Source organism: Rhodopseudomonas sp. AAP120 (assembly GCF_001295845.1).
Lineage (GTDB): Bacteria > Pseudomonadota > Alphaproteobacteria > Rhizobiales > Xanthobacteraceae > Rhodopseudomonas.
Map to the genome: position 1 here is coordinate 1 of NZ_LJIC01000061.1, position 22,793 is coordinate 22,793.

At 65.8% G+C, this 22,793-nt stretch carries 21 protein-coding genes; 12 read left to right on the forward strand and 9 right to left on the reverse strand.

Annotated elements, in window-relative coordinates; genetic code table 11:
- From odhB to IP86_RS10505, 5 genes are all read left to right on the forward strand, one after another.
- A partial coding sequence (gene odhB, locus IP86_RS10485) for a 2-oxoglutarate dehydrogenase complex dihydrolipoyllysine-residue succinyltransferase (RefSeq protein ID WP_054162471.1) occupies positions 1–982 on the forward strand: 982 nt, incomplete at its 5' end.
- Positions 983–1,039: 57 nt separating this feature from the next.
- The gene (locus IP86_RS10490; protein WP_054162472.1) at positions 1,040–1,441 is read left to right on the forward strand and encodes an MAPEG family protein; all 402 of its coding nucleotides are present in this window, start codon (positions 1,040–1,042) and stop codon (positions 1,439–1,441) included.
- Between the two features lie 10 nt (positions 1,442–1,451).
- Entirely contained in the window at positions 1,452–2,198 is a 747-nt protein-coding gene (locus tag IP86_RS10495) for an SDR family oxidoreductase (RefSeq protein WP_054162473.1), read from the forward strand.
- Between the two features lie 43 nt (positions 2,199–2,241).
- Positions 2,242–3,645: a dihydrolipoyl dehydrogenase gene (lpdA, locus tag IP86_RS10500; RefSeq protein ID WP_054162474.1), complete on the forward strand. Its 1,404-nt coding sequence runs from the start codon at positions 2,242–2,244 to the stop codon at positions 3,643–3,645.
- Between the two features lie 48 nt (positions 3,646–3,693).
- Entirely contained in the window at positions 3,694–4,233 is a 540-nt protein-coding gene (locus IP86_RS10505; RefSeq protein WP_054162475.1) for a hypothetical protein, read from the forward strand.
- 21 nt (positions 4,234–4,254) lie between these two features.
- Here IP86_RS10505 and IP86_RS10510 read toward each other — a convergent pair whose 3' ends face one another.
- Positions 4,255–4,845, reverse strand: coding sequence for a DUF4337 domain-containing protein (locus IP86_RS10510; protein WP_054162476.1), 591 nt, complete (start codon positions 4,843–4,845; stop codon positions 4,255–4,257).
- A 145-nt stretch (positions 4,846–4,990) separates the two neighbouring features.
- Positions 4,991–5,962: a tyrosine recombinase XerC gene (locus IP86_RS10515; RefSeq protein ID WP_054162477.1), complete on the reverse strand. Its 972-nt coding sequence runs from the start codon at positions 5,960–5,962 to the stop codon at positions 4,991–4,993.
- Between the two features lie 186 nt (positions 5,963–6,148).
- Between IP86_RS10515 and IP86_RS10520 the strand changes: the two genes are divergently transcribed.
- Positions 6,149–8,359, forward strand: coding sequence for a primosomal protein N' (locus IP86_RS10520; protein WP_054162478.1), 2,211 nt, complete (start codon positions 6,149–6,151; stop codon positions 8,357–8,359).
- Between the two features lie 163 nt (positions 8,360–8,522).
- On the opposite strand, the gene IP86_RS10525 is transcribed toward IP86_RS10520, so the two are convergent.
- On the reverse strand, positions 8,523–9,017 hold the full coding sequence (locus tag IP86_RS10525) for a septal ring lytic transglycosylase RlpA family protein (protein WP_054162479.1): 495 nt from the start codon (positions 9,015–9,017) through the stop codon (positions 8,523–8,525).
- A gap of 601 nt (positions 9,018–9,618) precedes the next feature.
- Between IP86_RS10525 and IP86_RS10530 the strand changes: the two genes are divergently transcribed.
- The 5 genes from IP86_RS10530 to IP86_RS10550 all read left to right on the forward strand — a co-directional run bounded on the left by IP86_RS10530 (position 9,619) and on the right by IP86_RS10550 (position 14,774).
- A complete protein-coding gene (locus IP86_RS10530) occupies positions 9,619–10,179 on the forward strand; it encodes a F0F1 ATP synthase subunit delta (protein WP_054162480.1) in 561 nt (186 codons plus the stop codon).
- A complete protein-coding gene (gene atpA / locus IP86_RS10535) occupies positions 10,179–11,711 on the forward strand; it encodes a F0F1 ATP synthase subunit alpha (RefSeq protein WP_054162481.1) in 1,533 nt (510 codons plus the stop codon). Before IP86_RS10530 ends, atpA begins: the two co-directional genes overlap by 1 nt.
- A 140-nt stretch (positions 11,712–11,851) precedes the next feature.
- Positions 11,852–12,727, forward strand: coding sequence for a F0F1 ATP synthase subunit gamma (locus IP86_RS10540; RefSeq protein ID WP_054162482.1), 876 nt, complete (start codon positions 11,852–11,854; stop codon positions 12,725–12,727).
- Between the two features lie 73 nt (positions 12,728–12,800).
- On the forward strand, positions 12,801–14,231 hold the full coding sequence (atpD, locus tag IP86_RS10545; protein WP_054162483.1) for a F0F1 ATP synthase subunit beta: 1,431 nt from the start codon (positions 12,801–12,803) through the stop codon (positions 14,229–14,231).
- A 135-nt stretch (positions 14,232–14,366) separates the two neighbouring features.
- Positions 14,367–14,774: a F0F1 ATP synthase subunit epsilon gene (locus IP86_RS10550; protein WP_054162484.1), complete on the forward strand. Its 408-nt coding sequence runs from the start codon at positions 14,367–14,369 to the stop codon at positions 14,772–14,774.
- 252 nt (positions 14,775–15,026) lie between these two features.
- On the opposite strand, the gene IP86_RS10555 is transcribed toward IP86_RS10550, so the two are convergent.
- Together IP86_RS10555 and IP86_RS10560 are read right to left on the reverse strand one after the other, a co-directional pair.
- Positions 15,027–15,524, reverse strand: a complete 498-nt coding sequence (locus IP86_RS10555; protein ID WP_054162485.1) for an RNA pyrophosphohydrolase — start codon at positions 15,522–15,524, stop codon at positions 15,027–15,029.
- Between the two features lie 14 nt (positions 15,525–15,538).
- Complete coding sequence (locus tag IP86_RS10560; protein WP_054162486.1) at positions 15,539–16,486, reverse strand: UDP-glucuronic acid decarboxylase family protein; 948 nt, start codon at positions 16,484–16,486, stop codon at positions 15,539–15,541.
- 220 nt (positions 16,487–16,706) lie between these two features.
- Between IP86_RS10560 and IP86_RS10565 the strand changes: the two genes are divergently transcribed.
- On the forward strand, positions 16,707–17,795 hold the full coding sequence (locus IP86_RS10565; protein WP_054162487.1) for a glycosyltransferase: 1,089 nt from the start codon (positions 16,707–16,709) through the stop codon (positions 17,793–17,795).
- Between the two features lie 189 nt (positions 17,796–17,984).
- Here IP86_RS10565 and IP86_RS10570 read toward each other — a convergent pair whose 3' ends face one another.
- The 4 genes from IP86_RS10570 to IP86_RS10585 form a co-directional block, all read right to left on the reverse strand.
- Positions 17,985–18,488, reverse strand: coding sequence for an RNA pyrophosphohydrolase (locus IP86_RS10570; RefSeq protein ID WP_054162488.1), 504 nt, complete (start codon positions 18,486–18,488; stop codon positions 17,985–17,987).
- 135 nt (positions 18,489–18,623) lie between these two features.
- Entirely contained in the window at positions 18,624–19,865 is a 1,242-nt protein-coding gene (locus tag IP86_RS10575) for a divergent polysaccharide deacetylase family protein (protein WP_054162582.1), read from the reverse strand.
- 167 nt (positions 19,866–20,032) lie between these two features.
- A complete protein-coding gene (locus IP86_RS10580; RefSeq protein ID WP_054162489.1) occupies positions 20,033–21,406 on the reverse strand; it encodes a S41 family peptidase in 1,374 nt (457 codons plus the stop codon).
- Positions 21,403–22,743 carry a murein hydrolase activator EnvC family protein gene (locus IP86_RS10585; protein ID WP_054162583.1) on the reverse strand — a complete coding sequence of 447 codons (1,341 nt, stop codon included), beginning with the start codon at positions 22,741–22,743 and terminating at the stop codon, positions 21,403–21,405. Before IP86_RS10585 ends, IP86_RS10580 begins: the two co-directional genes overlap by 4 nt.
- Between the last annotated feature and the right edge of the window lie 50 nt (positions 22,744–22,793).

Below are 22,793 nucleotides of genomic sequence, written 5' to 3' on the forward strand. Positions count from 1 at the left end.
CAAGGCCGCGGCTCCCGCGGCTGCGCCGACTCCCGCTGCGGCGCCCGCAGCTCCGCCGGCCGCCAAGGCCCCGCCGTCCGATGCGCCGCAGGCGCCGTCGGTGCGCCGGCTGTCCGCCGAGAGCGGCGTCGATGCCTCGACCGTGCCGGGCTCCGGCAAGGACGGCCGCGTCACCAAGGGCGACATGCTGGCGGCGATCGAGAAGGCCGCCTCCGCCCCGACCCCGGTCAATCAGCCCGCCGCCGCCGTGCAGGTTCGCGCCCCGTCGCCGGCCGACGACGCGGCCCGTGAAGAGCGCGTCAAGATGACCCGTCTGCGCCAGACCATCGCGCGCCGGCTCAAGGAAGTTCAGAATACTGCCGCGATGCTGACGACCTTCAACGAGGTCGACATGACCAACGTCATGGCGCTGCGTTCGCAGTACAAGGACGTGTTCGAGAAGAAGCACGGCGCCAAGCTCGGCTTCATGGGCTTCTTCACCAAGGCCTGCGTGCAGGCGCTGAAGGACATTCCGGCCGTCAACGCCGAGATCGACGGCACCGACCTGATCTACAAGAACTACTATCACGTCGGCGTCGCGGTCGGCACCGACAAGGGTCTCGTTGTCCCGGTGGTGCGCGACTGTGATACCAAGTCGATCGCCGACATCGAGAAGAGCATCGTCGACTACGGCAAGCGCGCGCGTGACGGCCAGCTCAAGATCGAGGAGATGCAGGGCGGCACCTTCACGATCACCAATGGCGGCATCTACGGCTCGCTGATGTCGACCCCGATCCTGAACGCGCCGCAGTCCGGCATCCTCGGCATGCACAAGATCCAGGAGCGTCCGGTGGTGGTCGGCGGCAAGATCGAGATCCGCCCGATGATGTATCTGGCGCTGAGCTACGATCACCGCGTGATCGACGGCAAGGAAGCGGTGACGTTCCTGGTCCGCGTCAAGGAGAGCCTGGAAGATCCGGCGCGGCTGGTGCTGGATCTGTAAGACCGGAGTAAGTGCCGGCGGCGCGGCGCCGCGCCGCCGCTGACCTTGGGGGAAACGATGCCGCCGATGCCGACCGAGATCACGGTGCTGGGCTGGAGCGTGGTGCTGCTGATCGTGCAGATGTTCCTCGCCTCGATCCCGACCACGATGGAGCTCGGCGGCGATTACCAGGCCGGCCCGCGCGACGAGCCGCGCACGCCGAAGGGGCGTTTCGCCGGCCGCGCGTCGCGCGCTTTCCGCAATCTGCTGGAAACCTACCCGGCTTTTGTGGGTCTCGCTTTGGCGCTGGTTGTCACCGGCAAGACCGGAGGCTACGCGGCGACGGCCTCGGTGGTCTGGCTGGTTGCCCGTGCCCTGTACGCACCGCTCTATCTCGTCCAGATCCCGTTCGCCCGCAGCATCGTCTGGTTCGTGGCGTTGCTGGCGCTGATTGCCATGTTGATCCGGTTGCTGAGCTGATGAGGTGCGCATGACCGATCGCGTCGTCATCATCACCGGCGGCAGCCGCGGCATCGGCCGCGCCACCGCGCTCGGCTGCGCGCAGCGCGGCTTCAAGGTCGTCATCGGCTACGCCAGCAACGAAGCAGCGGCGCGCGAGGTCGTGACGGAGATCGAAGCCAGCAACGGCAAGGCCATCGCGGTGAAATGCGACGTCGGCCACGAGACCGACATCCTGGCGCTGTTCGCGGCGGCCGATCAGTTCGGCCCGCTCGGTGCGCTGGTCAACAATGCCGGCATCGTCGGTCCGACCGCGCGCGTCGACGAGATGTCGGCCGAGCGCATCCAGCGCATCATGGCGGTGAACGTCACCGGCAGCATCCTGTGCGCCCGCGAGGCGGTGAAGCGGATGTCGACTCGTCACGGCGGAAAGGGCGGCGTCATCGTCAATCTGTCGTCGGTCGCCGCCAAACTCGGCTCGCCGAACACCTATGTGGACTACGCCGCGTCGAAAGGCGCGGTCGATTCCTTCACGGTCGGGCTTGGCCACGAAGTCGCCGGCGAAGGCATCCGGGTCGCCGCGATCCGGCCCGGCCTGATCGACACCGAAATCCACGCCTCCGGCGGAGATCCGGAACGCGCGCATCGGCTCAGCGTCAACGTGCCGATGAAGCGCGTCGGCCGCGCCGACGAAATCGCCAACGCCGTCGTCTGGCTGCTGTCGGACGAGGCCTCCTACGTCACCAGCGCCATCTTGGATGTTTCCGGCGGCCGCTAGCCGCCCTCGCACCAACTACTTGCGCCAACTACAGGATTACTCAATGGCCTCCTACGATCTCGTCGTCATCGGCACCGGCCCCGGCGGTTACGTCTGCGCCATCCGCGCCGCTCAGCTCGGCCTCAAGGTCGCGGTGGTCGAGAAGAACGCCACGCTCGGCGGCACCTGCCTGAACGTCGGCTGCATGCCGTCGAAGGCCCTGCTGCACGCCTCGGAGCTGTTCGAAGAGGCCGGGCACTCGTTTGCCAAGATGGGCATCTCGGTGCCGGCGCCGAAGCTCGATCTGCCGGCGATGATGAACTTCAAGCAGCAGGGCATCGACGGCAACGTCAAAGGCGTCGAGTACCTGATGAAGAAGAACAAGATCGACGTGCTGGCCGGCAAGGGCAAGATCGTCGGCACCGGCAAGCTCGAAGTCACCGGCCAGGACGGCAAGACCCAAACCGTCGAAGCCAAGTCGATCGTCATCGCCACCGGCTCGGATATCGCGCGCCTCAAGGGCATCGACATTGATGAAAAGCGCGTGGTGTCATCGACCGGCGCGCTGTCGCTCGACAAGGTGCCGGGCAAGATGATCGTCGTTGGCGCGGGCGTCATCGGCCTCGAACTCGGCTCGGTCTGGCGCCGGCTCGGCGCCCAGGTCACCGTGGTCGAATTCCTCGATCGCATCCTGCCCGGGATGGACGGCGAGATCTGCAAGCAGTTCCAGCGTATCCTCGAGAAGCAGGGCTTCGTCTTCAAGCTCGGCGCCAAGGTCACCGGCGTCGACAGCTCGGGCAAGCAGCTCAAGGTCAGCGTCGAGGCGGCGGCAGGCGGCAATCCCGAAACGCTCGAAGCCGATGTCGTGCTGGTGGCGATCGGCCGCGTGCCCTACACCGAGGGTCTCGGCCTGAAGGAAGCCGGCGTGGCGCTCGACGAACGTGGCCGCGTGGTGATCGACGATCACTTCGCCACCACGGTGAAGGGCGTCTACGCGATCGGCGACGTGGTGCGCGGTCCGATGCTGGCCCACAAGGCCGAAGACGAAGGCGTTGCGGTCGCCGAACTGATCGCCGGTAAGGCCGGCCATGTGAACTACGAGGTGATCCCGGGCGTGGTGTACACCACGCCGGAAGTCTCCTCGGTCGGCCGGACCGAGGAAGACCTCAAGCAGGCCGGCATCGCCTACAGCGTCGGCAAGTTCCCGTTCACCGCCAACGGCCGCTCCAAGGTCAACCAGACCACCGACGGCTTCGTGAAGATCCTGGCCGATACCAAGACCGACCGCGTGCTCGGCGTCCACATCATCGGCCGCGAGGCCGGCGAGATGATTCACGAAGCGGCGGTGTTGATGGAGTTCGGCGGCTCGGCCGAAGACCTCGCCCGCACCTGCCACGCCCATCCGACCCGCTCGGAGGCCGTCAAGGAGGCCGCGCTTGCGGTCGGCAAGCGCGCCATCCACATGTGACTCTCGTCAGTCACAGCCCGGCCTCAAGGTCGGGCTAGCGTGAGAGTCATGAAGCGTCGTCTGCTCCAGCCACTCTGGTTCATCCTCGCCGTCCTCTTCCTGGTCGAGGCGTGGCTGTGGGACCACCTCGAGCCGTGGGTGGCGCGGATCGTCGCCGCCATCCCGCTGCGCGCCATCAAGCAGTGGACGGCCGAGCGGGTGGCGCATCTGTCGCCGCCGATGGCGCTGATCGTATTCGTGGTGCCGTTGATCCCGCTGTACCCGTTCAAGCTGTTTGCGCTGTGGCTGATCGCCACTGAACATTTCATCGCCGGCATCGCGGCTTTCGCGCTGGCGCAGTTCGTCGGCCTCGGCCTGATTGCCTTCATCTTCGACGTCACCAAGCCGAAGCTGATGCAGATGCCGTGGTTCGTGCGGGTCTATGCGTTCGTGCTGCGGGTGAAGGCCAAGGCGCATGAGGTGGTGGCGCCGGTGATGGCGCGCATCCGCGCCCAACTGCGCGCATTCGTCGGTGAGGGCGACGGGCCGTTCAAGCGCCTGCTGCGTAAGGCGATGCAATTCCGCAAGCGGATCCGGGCAACGCGCTGAGCGGCGCGCCGCCCCGTTCGATCAGAACAGATGCACCGCATGCGGTGCGAACAGGCCGATCGCCGTGAAGGCGAGGCCGCCGACTGCCAGCAGGCCCGACAGCCACGCCAGCACCATCATGCCGGTGATGATCGTCGCCGATGCCAGCACGATGCCGATCTGGAAGGCGGCCGACGCCAACTCGTAGTGATGATAGCGCGCCTGGGCGAGATCCCGGTCATGCTCGGCATGTTTGGCGCGCTCGGCGAGCTGCTCGGAGCCTTCGCCGGTGTCCGGCTCGGAGCGGTAGCGCTGCGCGGTCTTCTGCCATTCCTCGATCTGCTTCTGCAGCGCGGCTTTGGCGGCTTCGTCGCCGACCGTGCTCATGCTCAGCCGCGCCTGTTCGGATACCGCCTGCACCACCGTCCGGCGAATGCTCTTGGCCTGGAAGAAAGCCCACAGATTGGATGCCTCGACGTTCTTGGCGAGCGATTCGGTCTGTGCAGCTTTGCCGAGCGTTTCGGAGAAGGCGAGGAACAGCGCGATCACCGAGATCAGCAGCGCGATGTTCTTGTTCGAGCCGGATGCATGCTCCGCGTGTTCGGCATGCTCCATGCTCTCGTGCGCGCCCATGCGTGTCTCCTGTCATCGATTCGTCATGCCCCGATGCGGGGCTGGTGATCATCAGATCAGGAACTTGTCAGTTGGAAGGCAAAGCGGGTCAAGCCCGGCGATCGGCTGCTAACAACTTCGCCCGCTTATTTCACCCGGCTGCGCTCTAGGCGCGGGGGTGGGCACTGGCATAGACGTCGAGCAGCCGCTCGGTATCGATGCCGGTATAGACCTGCGTGGTCGACAGCGAAGCGTGGCCGAGCAATTCCTGAATGGCGCGCAGGTCGCCGCCCCGCGTGAGCAGATGCGTTGCGAACGAGTGGCGCAGCGCATGCGGAGTGGCGCTGTCGGGCAGGCCGAGCGCGCCACGCAGCCGCTCCATCGCCAGTTGAATGATACGCGGACTGAGCGGCCCGCCGCGGACGCCGAGAAACATCGGGCCGTCGGGCGGCAGCGGGTGCGGGCACGCCGCCGCGTAGTCGGCGATCTGTGCCAACACGCCCGGCAGCACCGGCACCATCCGGGTCTTGTTGCCCTTGCCGAGCACGATCAGCGTATCGCCCTTGCCGGGCGCCGGCACGTCGCGGCGCTTCAGCCCGAGCGCTTCGGAGATGCGCAGGCCGGAGCCGTACAGCAGCGCCATCACGGCGGCATCGCGGATCAGCACCCAGGTTTCGCGGTCCTCGCCCGCGCGTTCATCGGCGTCGGCCAGCCGCTTGGCGGCGGCGATCTGGATCGGCTTGGGCAGGCTCTTCTTGATCTTCGGTGCGCGGACGCCGGCGAGCGCACCGACCCGGCCCTTACCCTCGCGTTCGAGAAATCGGCCGAACGAGCGCAGCCCCGCCAGCGCCCGCATCAGCGAGCGGCCGGCGATCGAATCGGCCCGTCGCGCCGCCATGAAGGCGCGAACATCGGTCGCTTCCAGCCGGGCGAAGCGGCCGAGTGTGACCTCGCCGCCCCAATGCCCCGCGAGAAATACCAGGAACTGCCGCAGGTCGCGCGCATAGGCCTCCAGCGTCTTGCCGGACAACCGCCGCTCCGCGCGCAAATGCGCCAGCCAGCGAGCGAACTCGGCGGTGAGGTCGGCTGCGGCGCAGTCGAGTTCAAGCGGGGGAGGCGTAGGCTGGGGTTTGGGCATTTATTTCTGCTGACCGGTACGGGCCTCTCCGTCATTGCGAGCGCAGCGAAGCAATCCATGCGGCGAGCACCGAACTGGATTGCTTCGTCGGCTTCGCCTCCTCGCAATGACGGGGATAGCGTCGTGTGATCATAGCCGATTTCCTTTCCCATTGATGAAAGCCGGCTTTGGCGGCACACCGGGGCGATGAACGACTCCCGAACCAGCCCGGCCTCGCCTTCGGCGATGCGCGTCGTCGACGTGCAGGTGCCGGTGGCGGTCGATCAGGCCTATTCGTACCGGGTGCCGCGCGGGCTCGTCCTGAAGCCCGGCGACGTCGTCGGCGTGCCGCTCGGCCCGCGCGAGGTGCTGGGCGTGGTGTGGGCCGAGAACCCCAATCCCGACCCGCGGCTGCACAACCGTCTCAAGGATGTCTCCGAGAAGCTCGACGTGCCGCCGCTGCGCGAGGAATTGCGCCGGATGGTCGATTGGGTCGCGACCTACACATTGTCGCCGCGTGGCCAGGTGCTGCGGATGACGCTGCGGATGGGCGAGCATCTCGGCCCCGAGCGTCAGCGTATGGGCGTGCGGTTGGTGGGGCCGCAGCCGCAACGCATGACGCCGGCACGGCGGCGGCTGATCGAGATTCTGTCGGACGGGCTGCTGCACGGTAAGTCCGACGTCGCCAAGGAGGCCGGCGTCAGTCCGGGCGTGATCGACGGGCTGGTCGACGAAGGCACGTTGAGCGTCGAGGCGATGCCGCGCGAGCCGGCGGCGCCGATTCCCGATCCGGACTTCGCGCCAGCGGACTTTTCGCCCGACCAGGCGAAGGCGGCCGAGACGATGCGAGAGCTGGTGCAGCCGGGCGGTGGCTTCCGCGCGGCATTGCTCGACGGCGTGACCGGCTCCGGCAAGACCGAAGTTTACTTCGAAGCCGTCGCAGAGGTGATCCGGCAGGGCCGGCAGACGCTGATCCTGATGCCGGAGATTGCGCTGACCGGGCAATTTCTCGATCGTTTCGCGCGTCGCTTCGGCGTTCGACCCCTCGAATGGCACTCCGAGCTGACGCCGCGCACCCGCGCGCGCAACTGGGCGGCGATTGCGGCCGGCGAGGCGCGCGTCGTGGTCGGCGCGCGCTCGGCGCTGTTTCTGCCGTATGCGGATCTCGGCCTGATCATCGTCGATGAGGAGCACGACCAAGCCTACAAGCAGGAGGACGGCGCGCATTATCACGCGCGCGACATGGCGGTGGTGCGGGCGAGCATTGCCAAAATTCCGATCGTGCTCGCCTCGGCGACGCCGTCGGTCGAGACCGAGGTCAACGCCCGCAAGGGGCGCTATCAGCGCATCCCGCTGCCGTCGCGATTCGGCGGCCAGCACATGCCGCAGATCGAGGCGATCGATCTACGCCGCGCGCCGCCGATGCGCGGGCGTTTCATTTCCCCGGTGCTGGCCGAGCAGATCGGCCACGCGATCGAGAAGCGCGAACAGGCCCTGCTGTTTCTCAACCGCCGCGGCTATGCGCCGCTGACGCTATGCCGCGCCTGCGGCCATCGCTTCGCCTGCACGATCTGTGACGCCTGGCTGGTCGATCATCGCTTCCGGCAACGCCTGGTGTGCCATCACTGCGGCTTCTCGATGCCGCGGCCGCACCAGTGCCCGCATTGCGGAGCAGAGGAAACGCTGGTGGCGGTCGGCCCCGGGGTCGAGCGGCTGCAGGAAGAAGCGGCGAGCCTGTTTCCTGACGCCCGCACCATGGTGCTGTCGAGCGACCTGATCACTTCGATCGAAACCATGCGATCGGAGCTCAACGAAATCGCCGAAGGCCGGGTCGATATCATCATCGGCACCCAGCTCGTGGCCAAGGGCCACAATTTCCCGCGGCTCAATCTCGTCGGCGTGGTCGATGCCGATCTGGGCCTCAGCAATGGCGATCCGCGCGCCGCCGAGCGCACTTTTCAATTGCTCAATCAGGTGATCGGTCGCGCCGGCCGCGAGCAGGGCCGCGGCGTCGGCTTCCTGCAGACGCATCAGCCGGAGCATCCGGTGATGAAGGCGCTGGTGGCGTGCGATCGCGAGGCCTTCTACGCCAGCGAAATCGATATCCGCGAGCGCACGCTGTATCCGCCGTTCGGCCGGCTCGCCAGCCTGATCATCTCGGCCGGCGATCGGCCGACTGCCGAAGGCTTCGCCAGAAAGCTGGCCGGCTGCGCGCCGGTCGACGAGCGCGTCCAGGTGCTCGGTCCCGCCGAGGCGCCGCTCGCGGTGATCAAGGGGCGCTATCGTTTCCGGCTGCTGGTGAAGTCGGTGCGGTCGTTCGATCTATCGAACTACTTGCGCTCGTGGCTCGCACACGGACCGAAGACCAAAGGTAACCTCAAGCTCGAAGTCGACGTCGATCCGCAAAGCTTCCTGTAGTCTTCTTCAACTTCGTTCGTCGCGACGTTCGCGAGCCGCCGCGGCAAAAAGAAAGCCTGCCGTCATCGCTGACGGCAGGCCGCAGATCGGGCGCGCGAGAGATCGCGGCCATTCGAACTCGATATGTGTTTCTTGAAAGTGGGGAAGCGAACCGCTTCTGCGGTTACATCACTTCCGCAACCACACGGCCGACTCCGCGGCTCGTGAGACCGATCGCGCGCGCGGCGCCGGTCGACAGATCGAGCACTCGGCCGCGAATGAACGGCCCACGATCATTGATGGTGACGACGACACTGCGACCGCCATGGGTGACGCGCAGCTTGGTGCCGAACGGGAGGCTGCGATGGGCTGCGGTCATCGCGCCGGCATTGAAGCGCTGCCCCGACGCGGTGCGGCTACCGGATTCGCTGCCGTAATAAGACGCCATGCCGGAGAAGGTGCGGCCGCCGGTCGAGCCGAGCGAAGCGTTGGCATCACGCCAATCGTTCTGCGCGTGGTGGCGATGGTGATGGCTGTGGCTGTGATGATGATGGCGCTTCGATCGCGCCGAAGCTTCGGTGGTGGCGGCCCCACTGAGAATAACAGTCGCGGCGATCAATGCCACCGCTGCACGCGGCCGGGTTGCCATCCCCGGCGGAGACTTTTTCGTATCAGTCATTAATGTAAGCCCTCAGTATTGCCACAAGCGCGGCAAGTGGAACCCCCGTCCCGTTTACGATGGTGGAGCGTTCGCTGCGTAATGAGGCAAGAAATTGACGAACGGTCGAATCATTCTCGCTTGAAATAACTTTTGAAGCGATGCGACGGATCAAAAAGTCCAGGATTGCGTTACGCGGAAAATCGACCTACGACTTTCTATACATTGGAATACTAAAGACGTAAGTCTTTGTTAGCGCTACCATCACGCGCAACAAGTGAAGGCGAAGATTTCGCGGGGCGAGTTGGCAGGTTTTCGTTTGCCCGCGCAGAGCGGCCGATCTTGCGTGCAGGTCGCGCCGGCTCTCCGGAACCACCGAGCGGAATTCCGCCCGGCGACGCACTTGCGCAGAAGAAATGCGACAGACCGTCCGGACTTGGTGCGTCATGTTGCGCGCGTCCGCGCGCTATGTTAGCAAAGCCGCGATTTTAAAGGCCGCCGGCTACGATCGTACCGGTCCAAAATCCAAGTCCAGCTTGAATTCCAAGGGCTTAAATCGGGGGCGCCGCGACGTGGCGACGGTTTTTTCCTTGGCGATTTGACAGCACAAAAGAGCGCGTCTGTGGCATCTGAAGATCCATCGGTTTCCGGAGTCTCTGGTCGTTACGCGACCGCCCTGTTTGAACTGGCCCGCGATGAGAAAGTCGTCGACGCGGTCAAGGCCGATCTGGACAAGTTCAGCGCCCTGCTGAAGGACAGCCCGGATCTGATCCGCCTGGTGCGCAGCCCGGTGTTCGGTGCCGAGGTCCAGACCAAGGCGCTCGGCGCGGTGCTCGACAAGGCCGGCATCACCGGCATCAGCGCCAACTTCCTGAAGCTGCTCGCCGCCAACCGCCGGCTGTTCGCTGTGGCGGACGTGATCCGCGCCTATCGGACGCTGGTGGCGAAGTTCAAGGGCGAAGCGACGGCCGATGTCACCGTCGCCGAAAATCTCAGCGACAAGAATCTCGAGGCGCTGAAGACCGCGCTGAAGTCGGTGACCGGCAAGGATGTCACCCTCAATATCAACGTCGATCCGGCGATCATCGGCGGGCTTGTGGTCAAGCTCGGCAGCCGCATGGTCGACAGTTCGATTCGCACCAAACTCAATTCGATCAAGCACGCGATGAAAGAGGCAGGCTGATGGACATCCGCGCCGCGGAAATTTCCGCGATCCTCAAGGACCAGATCAAGAATTTCGGACAGGAAGCCGAAGTCACCGAAGTCGGGCAGGTCCTGTCCGTCGGTGACGGCATTGCCCGTGTCTATGGTCTGGACAACGTCCTCGCCGGCGAAATGGTCGAGTTCGAGAACGGCACGCGCGGCATGGCGCTGAACCTCGAAACCGACAACGTCGGCATCGTGATCTTCGGCGCCGACCGCGAAATCAAGGAAGGCCAGACCGTCAAGCGCACCCGTTCGATCGTGGACGCGCCGGTCGGCAAGGGCCTGCTCGGCCGCGTCGTCGACGCGCTGGGTAACCCGATCGACGGCAAGGGTCCGATCCAGGCGACCGAACGCAAGCGCGTCGACGTCAAGGCGCCCGGCATCATTCCGCGTAAGTCGGTGAACGAGCCGATGGCGACCGGCCTCAAGGCGATCGACGCCCTGATCCCGGTCGGCCGTGGTCAGCGCGAGCTGATCATCGGCGACCGTCAGACCGGCAAGACCGCGATCGCGCTCGATACCATCCTGAACCAGAAGCCGCTGAACGTCGAAGGCGCGCCGGAAAGCCAGAAGCTGTACTGCGTCTACGTCGCGGTCGGCCAGAAGCGCTCCACCGTCGCCCAGTTCGTCAAGGTGCTGGAAGAGCAGGGCGCGCTGGAATACTCGATCGTCGTCGCCGCCACCGCGTCGGACCCGGCACCGATGCAGTACATCGCGCCGTTCACCGGCTGCACGATGGGCGAATACTTCCGCGACAACGGCATGCACGCCGTGATCATCTATGACGATCTGTCCAAGCAGGCCGTCGCCTACCGCCAGATGTCGCTGCTGCTGCGCCGTCCGCCGGGCCGCGAAGCCTATCCGGGCGACGTGTTCTACCTGCACTCCCGCCTGCTCGAGCGCGCCGCCAAGCTCAACGACGACCACGGCGCCGGTTCGCTGACCGCTCTGCCGGTCATCGAAACCCAGGCCAACGACGTGTCGGCCTACATCCCGACCAACGTGATTTCGATCACCGACGGCCAGATCTTCCTGGAAACCGACCTGTTCTTCCAGGGCATCCGTCCGGCCGTGAACGTCGGTCTGTCGGTGTCGCGCGTCGGTTCGTCGGCGCAGACCAAGGCGATGAAGAAGGTCGCCGGCAAGATCAAGGGCGAGCTGGCGCAGTACCGCGAAATGGCGGCGTTCGCGCAGTTCGGCTCGGACCTCGACGCCTCGACCCAGCGCCTCTTGAACCGCGGCTCGCGCCTCACCGAACTCCTGAAGCAGCCGCAGTTCTCGCCGCTGAAGATGGAAGAGCAGGTGGTGGTGATCTGGGCCGGCACCAACGGCTATCTCGACGCGTTGCCGCTGAACAAGGTGCGGGCGTTCGAAGACGGTCTGCTGTCGCTGCTGCGCGGCAAGGAGTCGGCGATCCTGGAGTCGATCCGGACCAGCCGCGACCTGTCGGACGACACCGCTGGCAAGCTCAAGGCGGTGGTCGAGAGCTACGCCAAGACCTTCGCCTAAGGGCGTGATGGCCGGCCTCGCGCCGGCCATTCGCACCTGTTGCGAGAGTTCAGAATCGTGAATGCCCGGGACGAGCCCGGGCATGACGAGTGTGAGGTTTGCGGTCGGATTGTCGATCTGATCGTCGGGGTGGACTGAGAATGGCTTCACTTAAGGACATGCGCGTCCGCATCGCCTCGACCAAGGCGACGCAGAAGATCACCAAGGCGATGCAGATGGTCGCAGCGTCGAAGCTGCGCCGCGCCCAGACCGCGGCCGAAGCCGCGCGGCCCTACGCCGAGAAGATGGATGCGGTGATCTCGAACATCGCCGGCGCCGCGGCGGGCTCGCCCGGCGCGCCGGTGCTGCTCGCCGGCACCGGCAAGGATCAGGTCCATTTGCTGCTGGTGTGCACCGGCGAGCGCGGCCTGTCGGGCGCGTTCAACTCCTCGATCGTCCGCCTGGCGCGCGAGCGCGCGCTGGCGCTGATGAACCAGGGCAAGGAAGTCAAATTCTTCTGCGTCGGCCGCAAGGGTTACGAGCAGTTGCGCCGCACCTTCGACAAGCAGATCATCGAGAACATCGAGCTGCGCTCGGTGCGCCAGCTCGGCTTCGTCAACGCCGAGGAGATCGCCAACAAGGTGATCGCCCGTTTCAACGCCGGCGAATTCGACGTCTGCACGCTGTTCTATTCGCGCTTCAAGTCGGTGATCGCCCAGATCCCGACCGCCCAGCAGCTGATCCCGCTCGAGGTCGCGGCGCCCGCCGCCGGCGCCGTGGCGACCAACTACGAATACGAGCCGGAGGAGGACGAGATCCTCTCCAGCCTGCTGCCGCGCAACCTCGCGGTGCAGATCTTCCGCGCGCTGCTGGAAAACAACGCGTCGTTCTACGGCGCCCAGATGAGCGCGATGGACAACGCCACCCGCAACGCCGGCGACATGATCCGCAAGCAGACGCTGGTCTATAACCGCACCCGGCAGGCGATGATCACCAAGGAACTGATCGAGATCATCTCGGGCGCCGAGGCGATCTGACGACACTTCTTCTTCAGGCTTACATCCGGTCGACGACCGCGATTTCGAATTCGGACTTCAGGGAGAGAGTTTAATGGCTACACCCGCCAATCAGACCGGTCGCATCACCCAGGTCATCGGCGCCGTCGTCGACGTGCAGTTCGAAGGTCATCTGCCGGCCATTCTGAACGCGCTCGAGACCAAGAACGGCGACAACCGCCTGGTGCTCGAAGTCGCCCAGCATCTCGGCGAATCGACCGTCCGCACCATCGCGATGGACACGACCGAAGGTCTGGTGCGCGGCCAGGAAGTCACCGACACCGCCGCCCCGATCCGCGTTCCGGTCGGCGTCGGCACGCTCGGCCGCATCATGAACGTGATCGGCGAGCCGGTCGACGAGCAGGGCCCGGTCGCCAACGAGGGCCTGCGCCCGATCCACGCCGAAGCGCCGAGCTACACCGATCAGTCGACCGAGGCTGAAATTCTCGTCACCGGCATCAAGGTCGTCGACCTGCTGGCGCCCTACGCCAAGGGCGGCAAGATCGGCCTGTTCGGCGGCGCCGGCGTCGGCAAGACCGTGCTGATTCAGGAACTGATAAACAACGTCGCCAAGGCCCACGGTGGCTACTCGGTGTTCGCCGGCGTCGGCGAGCGCACCCGCGAAGGCAACGACCTCTATCACGAGTTCATCGAATCCGGCGTCAACAAGAAGGGCGGCGGCGAAGGCTCCAAGTGCGCCCTCGTTTACGGCCAGATGAACGAGCCGCCCGGCGCCCGCGCCCGCGTCGCGCTGTCGGGTCTGACCGTCGCCGAGCACTTCCGCGATCAGGGCCAGGACGTGCTGTTCTTCGTCGACAACATCTTCCGCTTCACCCAGGCGGGTTCGGAAGTGTCGGCGCTGCTCGGCCGCATTCCGTCGGCGGTGGGTTATCAGCCGACGCTCGCCACCGACATGGGCGCGCTGCAGGAGCGCATTACCACCACCAACAAGGGCTCGATCACCTCGGTGCAGGCGATCTACGTGCCGGCCGACGACTTGACCGACCCGGCGCCCGCCACCTCCTTCGCCCACTTGGACGCCACCACCGTGCTCAACCGCGCGATCTCGGAAAAGGGCATCTACCCGGCGGTGGACCCGCTCGACTCGACCTCGCGCATGCTGTCGCCGCTGATCGTCGGCGAGGAGCACTACCAGACCGCTCGTATGGTTCAGCAGGTGCTGCAGAAGTACAAGTCGCTGCAGGACATCATCGCCATTCTGGGCATGGACGAACTGTCCGAAGAGGACAAGCTGACGGTGGCCCGCGCCCGCAAGATCGAGCGCTTCCTGTCGCAGCCGTTCTTCGTCGCCGAAATCTTCACCGGCTCGCCGGGCAAGTTCGTCGAACTCGCCGACACCATCAAGGGCTTCCGCGCGATCTGCGAAGGCAAGTACGACCACCTGCCGGAAGCGGCGTTCTACATGGTCGGTGCCATCGAAGAAGCGGTCGAGAAGGGCAAGAAGCTGGCTGCGGAAGCGGCCTAAGTATCTCGTCATTGCCGGGCAAGAGCGCGAAGCGCGTCTTCACGAACATGCCCCGGCAATCCATCTCGAAAAAGAGTCATTGATTGATGGACCCGCGGGTCGAGCCCGCGGGTGACAGCCGAGAGAGTAGCGAGCATGGCCACCTTCCACTTCGATCTGGTTTCGCCCGAACAAGTCGCCTTCTCCGGCGAGGTCGATCAGGTCGACATCCCGGGCGCCGAGGGTGATTTCGGCGTGCTCGCCGGCCACGCGCCGGTGGTGGCTGCGATCCGGCCCGGCATTCTGACGGTCACGGCCGGCGGCAGCCAGCGGAAGATCGTGGTGCTCGGCGGCATCGCCGAAGTCTCCGAGAAGGGCCTGACGGTTCTGGCCGACGTCGCCACCGCCGCCACCGACATCGACCTGCAGAGCTTCGCCGAAACCATCACCACCATGGAGCAGCAGCTCCCCGGCAAGGTCGGCGACGAACTCGACAGCGCGATCGCGCGGCTGGATCACTACAAGAGCATCCAGCACCAGCTCAACACCACCGCGATGCACTAAGCACTTCGCGCTGAGGTTCTCGCGGCGCGTCGTCATTTGCCGAGCTAACTCACTCCCCGCGTCGCCCCCACCCCAACCCTCCCCCGCAAGCGGGAGAGGGAGCGCGTCGTGCTCGGGGTGAGGCAGTGGCCTGTCGCGAAATTGTAGTACTTCTCGTTGAAACACCGCGCTTCCTCGCCGGCAGCGCGCCCCCTCTCCCGCTTGCGGGAGAGGGCTGGGGTGAGGGTGCGCCGACCGCTGCGCCAGCGTCAGCTAACCAGATACGAACCGCGCAAAGCTCCGCGCGACCTCGCGATACACTTCGCGCCGGAACGGCACCACGAGGTCGGCGACGCGGTCGAGTCGCTCCCAGCGCCAGGCGTCGAACTCCGGCGGCATGCCGTTGCGCACGCCGAGCGGATCGATGTCGCTGTCCTGGCCGGTGAAGCGCAGCGCGAACCACTTCTGGCGCTGGCCGCGAAACACCGCGAGGCGATGTGCCGGGCCGTCATAGGGTGGGAAGTCGTAGGTGACCCAATCGGTCGCGCCGAGGATTTCGGCGTCCGTGACGCCGGTTTCCTCCCACAGCTCGCGCATCACCGCGACCTCGGGCGCCTCGTCGGCATCGATCCCGCCCTGCGGCATCTGCCATTCGAGCCCGGGCAGGATGATCTCCGGTCCATCGTCGCGGAAGCGGCGGCCGATCAGGACGCGGCCGTCCGCGTTGAACAGCGCGATTCCGACATTGCGCCGGTAGGGCAGCGCGGCCATGTCGCGAGGCTGGGTCACGCAGCCAGCAGCGAGCGGAAGTAGCCGATGGTTTCCTTCAGTCCGTCGGCGAGCGCGACCTTCGGCTCCCAGCCGAGCGCGCTGCGCGCCAGCGTGATATCGGGTTGGCGCTGCCTCGGATCATCCGCCGGCAGCGGCAGATAGATCAGCTTGGATTTCGAATCCGTCATCGCGATCACCATTTCGGCGAGTTCGCGCATGCTGAATTCGACCGGATTCCCGAGATTGACCGGGCCGATGAAATCGTCGCCGGTGTCCATCAGCCGTGCGAAGCCGTCCAGCAAGTCGGTGACGTAGCAGAACGACCGCGTCTGGCTGCCGTCGCCATAGATGGTGATGTCGTTGCCGGACAGCGCCTGCACGATGAAGTTCGACACCACGCGACCGTCGCTCGGATGCATCCGCGGGCCATAGGTGTTGAAGATCCGCGCCACCTTGATCTTCACCTTGTGCTGGCGATGATAATCGAAGAACAGCGTCTCGGCAGCGCGCTTGCCCTCGTCGTAGCAGGCCCGGATGCCGAGCGGGTTGACGTGGCCCCAATAGCTTTCCGGCTGCGGGTGCACCGTCGGATCGCCGTAGACCTCGCTGGTCGACGCCTGGAAGATCTTCGCGCGGGTCCGCTTGGCAAGCCCCAGCATGTTGATCGCGCCGTGCACGCTTGTCTTCAGCGTCTGCACCGGATCGTGCTGGTAATGCACCGGCGACGCCGGGCAGGCGAGGTTGTAGATGTCGTCGACCTCGACATAGAGCGGAAAGGTGACGTCGTGGCGCATCACCTCGAAGCGCGGGGTATTGACCAGATGCTCGATATTGCGCCGCCAGCCGGTGAAGTAGTTGTCGACGCAGAGCACCTCGTGGCCTTCGGCCAGCAGCTTCTCGCACAGGTGTGAACCAATGAAGCCGGCGCCGCCGCTCACGAGAATTCGTCGAGACAATCGCATCGCAGAGTCCTGGCCTAACGAGTCCTGGGCTTAGCCCGCCCCGAAGTCGCGACGGCCGTTTTCCGCCACATTGAATGGCAAGAAACCCCATGCTAGGCAAGCGCCGAAACCGGCCCCGAGGGCGCCCGCGGCGCGTCCCGGCCGCAGCTTCCCGGATCGCACCGACGCGAGTTCAGGCCCCGACATTCCAGGCCCGGCGGGCCTGCAGGCGATCTCACCCATGAGCGATGATCGAGCGCGGGCCGAGCCCGTCGATATCTCCAAGGTCCGGATCCTCGAGATCGGCGGCGGCTATTTCAAGCTGCAATATCCCGAACGCACCACCTGCCTATGGACCTGGACCAAGCTCACCGACGATTTCGGCCCGCTCGATGGCTTCTCGACGCCGGACCGGATGTGGCGTGAGCTGCGCGCGGCTCGCGACGGCAAATACGACGTCGTGGTGGTCAACAGCCTGCGCTATTCACCCTGGCATCCGCGTTATTGGGCGCGCGGCATTTTCTACACGCCGACCAACCCGTGGGCGGGGCTGACGCGGCAGTTCGGGCCCAGCATGCTGCGCTGGCTCGACGTGCCGGTGCCGCTGGTCGCCGTCGAGATGGACGACCACTTCGCGATCGCGAAGAGCAGCGTGTTCCTGCTCGACAAGGCCAAGGCCTTCTTCAAGCGTGAGCTGCCGGCCGACAATTGGCAGGCGCTGGCCGGCACCGTGCATCCGCATTTGCCGACGCTGCGCTACCGGCGCAACGAAAAATGGCAACGCCGGATCGGCAAGCTTCGCCCCATCTCACTGCCGCAATTCCGCTTCGATGACCGCTGGCGCGACGCGCCATTTCCCGAGAAGACGCACGACCTGTTCTTCTCGGGCGGCATCGCCGGCAATTCGACCGTGCGGGCCGCGGGACTCGCCGAGCTGGAGCGCCTGAAGGCCGCCGGGGTGCGGATCGACCAGCCGACCGAGCGGCTGCCCTACGACGCTTTCATGGAGCGGATGTCGCATTCCTGGCTGGCGTGGTCCCCGGAGGGCATGGGCTGGGACTGCTACCGGCACTACGAGGCGCCGATTGTGCAGGCGGTGCCGGTGATGAACAATCCGACGATCATGCGCTATGCGCCGCTGCAGTCCGGCGTGCACGGCGTGTACTACGATATCGAGCCGGGCGGACTCGAGCGCGCCGTCACCGCCGCACTCGCCGACAAGGACAAGCTTCGCACCATGGCGCTGGCCGCCCGCGACCACGTCCTCACCCACCACACCGTCAAGGCGCATTGCGACCACATCCTGCAGGTGGCGCTGGGCGGGGAGTGAGCGGCTCAGGCGTCCGGCTGGTGCGTACCGGATGTCAGAGACTGAGCACGACCTCTCCCGGTCATTGCGAGGAGCGGAGCGACGAAGCAATCCAGCGTAGTGCACGGCGCTGGATTGCTTCGCTGCGCTCGCAATGACGGTTGACAGGACGGCTATCGAACCGGGACAGCACTGATCCCGGCGTGGCGCTCAGACCGGCACGGCGAGCTGCGAGAATTCCTTCACCACGCGTTCGTAGACCGGGCGTTTGAACGGGACGATCAGATCCGGCAGGTTCTGCATCGGCTCCCAGCGCCAGCTGGTGAACTCGGATTTGTGGCCGGGCGGAGCGATAATGTCGATCTCCGAGTCCGGACCGGTGAAGCGGATCGCGAACCATTTCTGGCGCTGCCCACGATAGCGGCCCTTCCAGGCGCGGCCCGCAACCGTGCGGGGAATGTCGTAGATCAGCCAGTCGGGCACTTCGCCGATCTTTTCGACCGAGCGCACGTTGGTTTCCTCGTAGAGTTCGCGCTTGGCGGCTTCCCAGGTATCTTCGCCGGGATCGACCCCGCCCTGCGGCATCTGCCAGACATGGGTTTCGTCGACATGTTCGATGCCACCGGCACGACGCCCGATGAAGACGAGACCCTCCCGGTTGATCAGCATCATGCCGACGCATGTTCGATAGGGCAGGTCCTCGTAGCGCGCCATTCGATCAATGCCTTATCCGTCCGCGACCGGCGGACTGTAAACGTTTCGCGGCAAGCCGCGGATGCCTCCGCTTCGGGAGAGCGCGTCAAACCATCATCGGAGACTATCGGTCATGATTCCATCAGAACCGAGGCCCTAGGTTGATTTTGATTTCAGCATCGCCGTTGTCAATGGCACCAGCACGATGCCGCGACTCTCCAAGCTCTTGCTCCAGCTAACAATTCGTTCAATCGAGACGGGCAGTGCGGAAGCGATGCCGACGGCGTTGCCGCGCTCTTTGGCGAGCCCTTCGAGGCGCGCCAGAGCCTTGTCGATGTCGGCCGCGGTCGGCACCGTGTCGATGGTCAGATCGGCGCGCGCGAACGGCATCGCCAGCGATTTGGCAAGGCTCGGCGCGACGCTGCGCGGCGCCGAACCGTCGTCCAGATAGCCGAGCCCGCGCTTGGCGGCCTCGCGGATGATCGGCTGCATCGCCGGCTCGGTCGCGACGAAACGTGCGCCCATGAAGTTCGACAGCCCGACATAGCCCTGGAACCGGCTGAGGTGCCAGTTCAGGCGGTCGAGATTTTGCTCCGGCGCCGCCGAGGACAGCAGCGTCTGCGGACCGGGATCGTTGTCCGGGTAGTCGAACGGCTCCATCGGAAGCTGCAGCAGCACCTCGTGCTGTTTGGAGCGGGCCTCCTCGACCAGTTTGCCGGGGTCGGAACCGTATGGCGTGAACGCCAGCGCCACCTCACGCGGCAGCTTCATCACTGCGTCGTTGGTGCGCGCTGCGCCGATGCCCAGTCCGGTGACAACGATCGCGACGGTCGGCATTTTGTCGGCCTTGGCGCGATCCGCATCGGTCGCCATGGCGTAGGCCGAGAACGGCTTCAGGCCACCGGCCGCAATCGGGATCATGCCGTAGCGCGATTGCTCCAGCAGGCGGGGATTGATGCCGCTGGCGCCGGCGGGCGACGATACGGGGGTGTCGCCCTTGTCGTCACCGCTCGAGACGACGACGTCCTGACGGGTGCCCTTGGAGCCGTCGATGATCGTGATGGTCTTCTGGCCGGGCCCGGCCGCTGCCTTGGCATCCGCTTGTTCGGTCTTCTTCGCAGCTTTGTCGGGCTGCGCCTTGTCGCCGTGCCCGGCGTCGGCCTGAGCCTTGTCGGCGGGCGCGGCGGCGTCCTTCGGATCGGCGGGCGGCTTGAGCGTGATCTGTGCGATCGGCTCGCCACCCAGCGGGTCGTTGTTGAACAGCGCGAAGCCGAGAAAGGCGAGCAGGAACAGCCCCAGTACGGTGGCGATCGCTTGGGTCGCGGTGAACGGCAGCCGGAAACGGCGCAGCCGCCCGCGCTTCTGACCCAGCGGTGTGCTCAGTTCGTCCGCCGACACAGCCAACCGTCTCCCCGAATCACCCGTCGCGACGATACCACGTCGCGCCGCGCCGGCGGCAGCCGAGGCTTTTCAACCCGTTGCAACCAAGCCGGTCATCCGCCAGCAAAAAGGGCGACCCGAAGGCCGCCCTTTGCAGAGAAGAGAGAGATCGATCGAGGAGCCGATCAGTTCGCCGCCTTGTTGCCGGCCGGCTTGTCGATCGCGGCCTTCTCGCCGGTCGCAGGCGCCGCCGGCGTCGTGACGCTGGCCTTGATGCCATGCAGCAGATCGTCGGCGGTCTTCAGCGCCTTGTCGTCCTTGGCGTCCGGCGGCACGTAGGACTGCGAGCCGGTCTTCTCGTCGCCGTCCGAGCCCTTCAGATGACCGCGCAGCGAGGCCTCGCCCTTGGTGTCGGTCCGCGCCTTCAGATCGTCCGGCACGTCCTGCAGCACCTCGATGTCCGGGGTGATACCCTTGGCCTGAATCGATTTGCCGGACGGCGTGTAGTAGCGCGCCGTGGTCAGGCGCAGCGCGCCGTTGCCCGAGCCGAGCGGGATGATGGTCTGCACCGAGCCCTTGCCGAACGAGCGGGTGCCGACCAGCGTCGCGCGCTTGTGGTCCTGCAGCGCACCGGCGACGATTTCCGAGGCCGAGGCCGAGCCGCCGTTGATCAGCACGATCAGCGGCTTGCCCTTGGTCAGATCGCCCGCATGGGCAGAGCGGCGCTGGGTCTCTTCGGCGTTGCGGCCGCGGGTCGAGACGATCTCGCCGCGATCCAGGAAGGTGTCGGAGACGGTGACGGCTTCCTCGAGCAGGCCGCCCGGGTTGTTGCGCAGATCGAGGATGAAGCCCTTCAGCTTGTCGGCGCCGATCTGGTTGGTGAGATTGGCGATCTCCTTCTTCAAGCCTTCGGTGGTCTGCTCGTTGAAGGTGGTGATGCGGATGTAGCCGATGTCGTCGGCCTCGACGCGCGCGCGGACCGAGCGGACCCGGATGTTGTCGCGCACCAGCGTGACCTCGATCGGGTTGTCCTGGCCCTTGCGCATGATCTTGAGCTTGATCTTGGTATTGACCGGGCCGCGCATCTTCTCGACCGCCTGATTCAGGGTCAGGCCCTGCACCGCTTCGTCGTCGAGATTGGTGATGATGTCGTTGGCCATGATGCCGGCCTTCGAGGCCGGAGTATCGTCGATCGGCGACACCACCTTGATCAGGCCGTCTTCCATGGTGACTTCGATGCCGAGGCCGCCGAACTCACCACGCGTCTGCACCTGCATGTCGCGGAAGCTCTTGGCGTCCATATAGCTCGAATGCGGATCGAGCCCGGTCAGCATGCCGCTGATGGCGGATTCGATCAGCTTGCTGTCGTCCGGCTTCTCGACATAGTCGCTGCGCACGCGCTCGAACACGTCGCCGAACAGATTGAGCTGACGATACGTATCGGAAGTCGCGGCGCGCGCCGTCGAGCCCATCAGAATCGACCGCGGCTGGGTGACGAAAAGTGTCAGCGCAGCGCCGGTGACGGCGCTGAGGAGGATTACCGAAGTCTTGCGCATCATCCGCGAACCTTTTCGCCTTCGTTTGCGGCCCACCATGGGCCTGGATCAATGGGAGTGCCGTCCTTACGGAACTCGATATAGAGAATGGGCTGAGTGGCGCTGGCCGCCAGAATCGACGCGACCTGCGACGTCGACCCCATGGTCGCCACCGGCTCCCCCGTGAGCACGAACTGGCCGATGTTGACCGAAATGCGCTCCATCCCGGCGATCAGAACATGATATCCGCCACCGGCATTGAGGATCAAGAGTTGTCCATAGGAGCGAAACGGCCCCGCATAGACAACCCAGCCGTCACACGGGGTTGTGACCTGAGCGCCTGGTCGGGTGGCCAGTGAGATCCCGCGCTCGACCCCGCCGACGCCGTCGGGGCGTCCGAAATCCCTGATCTTGGTGCCGTTGACCGGGAAGCCGAGCATGCCCTTGGCGGACGCAAAGGCGATCGCCGGGCTGAGCCGGTCGGGATCCTTCAGCGCCGCGAGGTTGGCCATCGGGGCGCCCTTCTGGCCGGCGGCCGCGGCCGCCTTGGCGGCGCTCTTGAGGTCCTGCTCCATCTTGGCGATCAGGCCGGTCAGGCTGTCGACCTGACGCGAGAGCGTCAGGGCGCGGGAGCGCTCGGTCTCGATGTCTTTCTCGACCGCGCTCTGCTTGCGCTGCCGCTCGTCGACCAGCGCGGCGAGGCGGGTCTGGTCGGTGGTCATGGCAGTGCGGTCGGCGGCGAGCTGATCGCGCTCGGCCGCGATAGTCTTGCGAACGGCAATCAGTTCGCCGAGGTCCGTCGCGAGGCGTTCGGCACGCTCGCGCAGATCCGGCACCACGGCGCCGAGCAGAATGGCGGTCCGCAGCGATTGTAGCGCGTCCTCGGGCCGGACCAGCAGCGCCGGCGGGGCGCGGCGTCCGGCGCGCTGCAAGGCTGCAAGCACCTCGCCGATCTCGCCGCGTCGCTGATCGAGCGAGGTGCGGATCTGAGCCTCGCGGGCGTCGAGCGGGACCAGCCGCGCTTCCGCGTCGCCGATCTTGGTCTCGACCGCGCGTACCTTGGCGGCGATGTCGATCAGTTGCTGGTTGAGCTTGGTGCGGTCCTCGCCGATCGCCGCCAGGTCGGCTTTGAGCTTGTCCTGCAGTTCGGCGGCGCGCTTCTGGGCTTCGCGGGCGGCTTCCAGTTCCTGCGCGCGTTGCTTGAGCAGATCGGCCGTCGCGGCTGCGGAAGCCGCCGCCGGCGTTGGGGAGGGCGCTGTCTGCGCCTGAGCGCGCGTTACCAGGGCACCGGAAATCAGACTTGCCGCCACCAATGCGACCGAGGGCCAGAAGCTGCCGGAGGTGCTGTCCCTCGCAGACATCGCGATCTGGTGTTGCCCGAAGTCGTGGTGCATCTGGTGGCTGCGGCGCT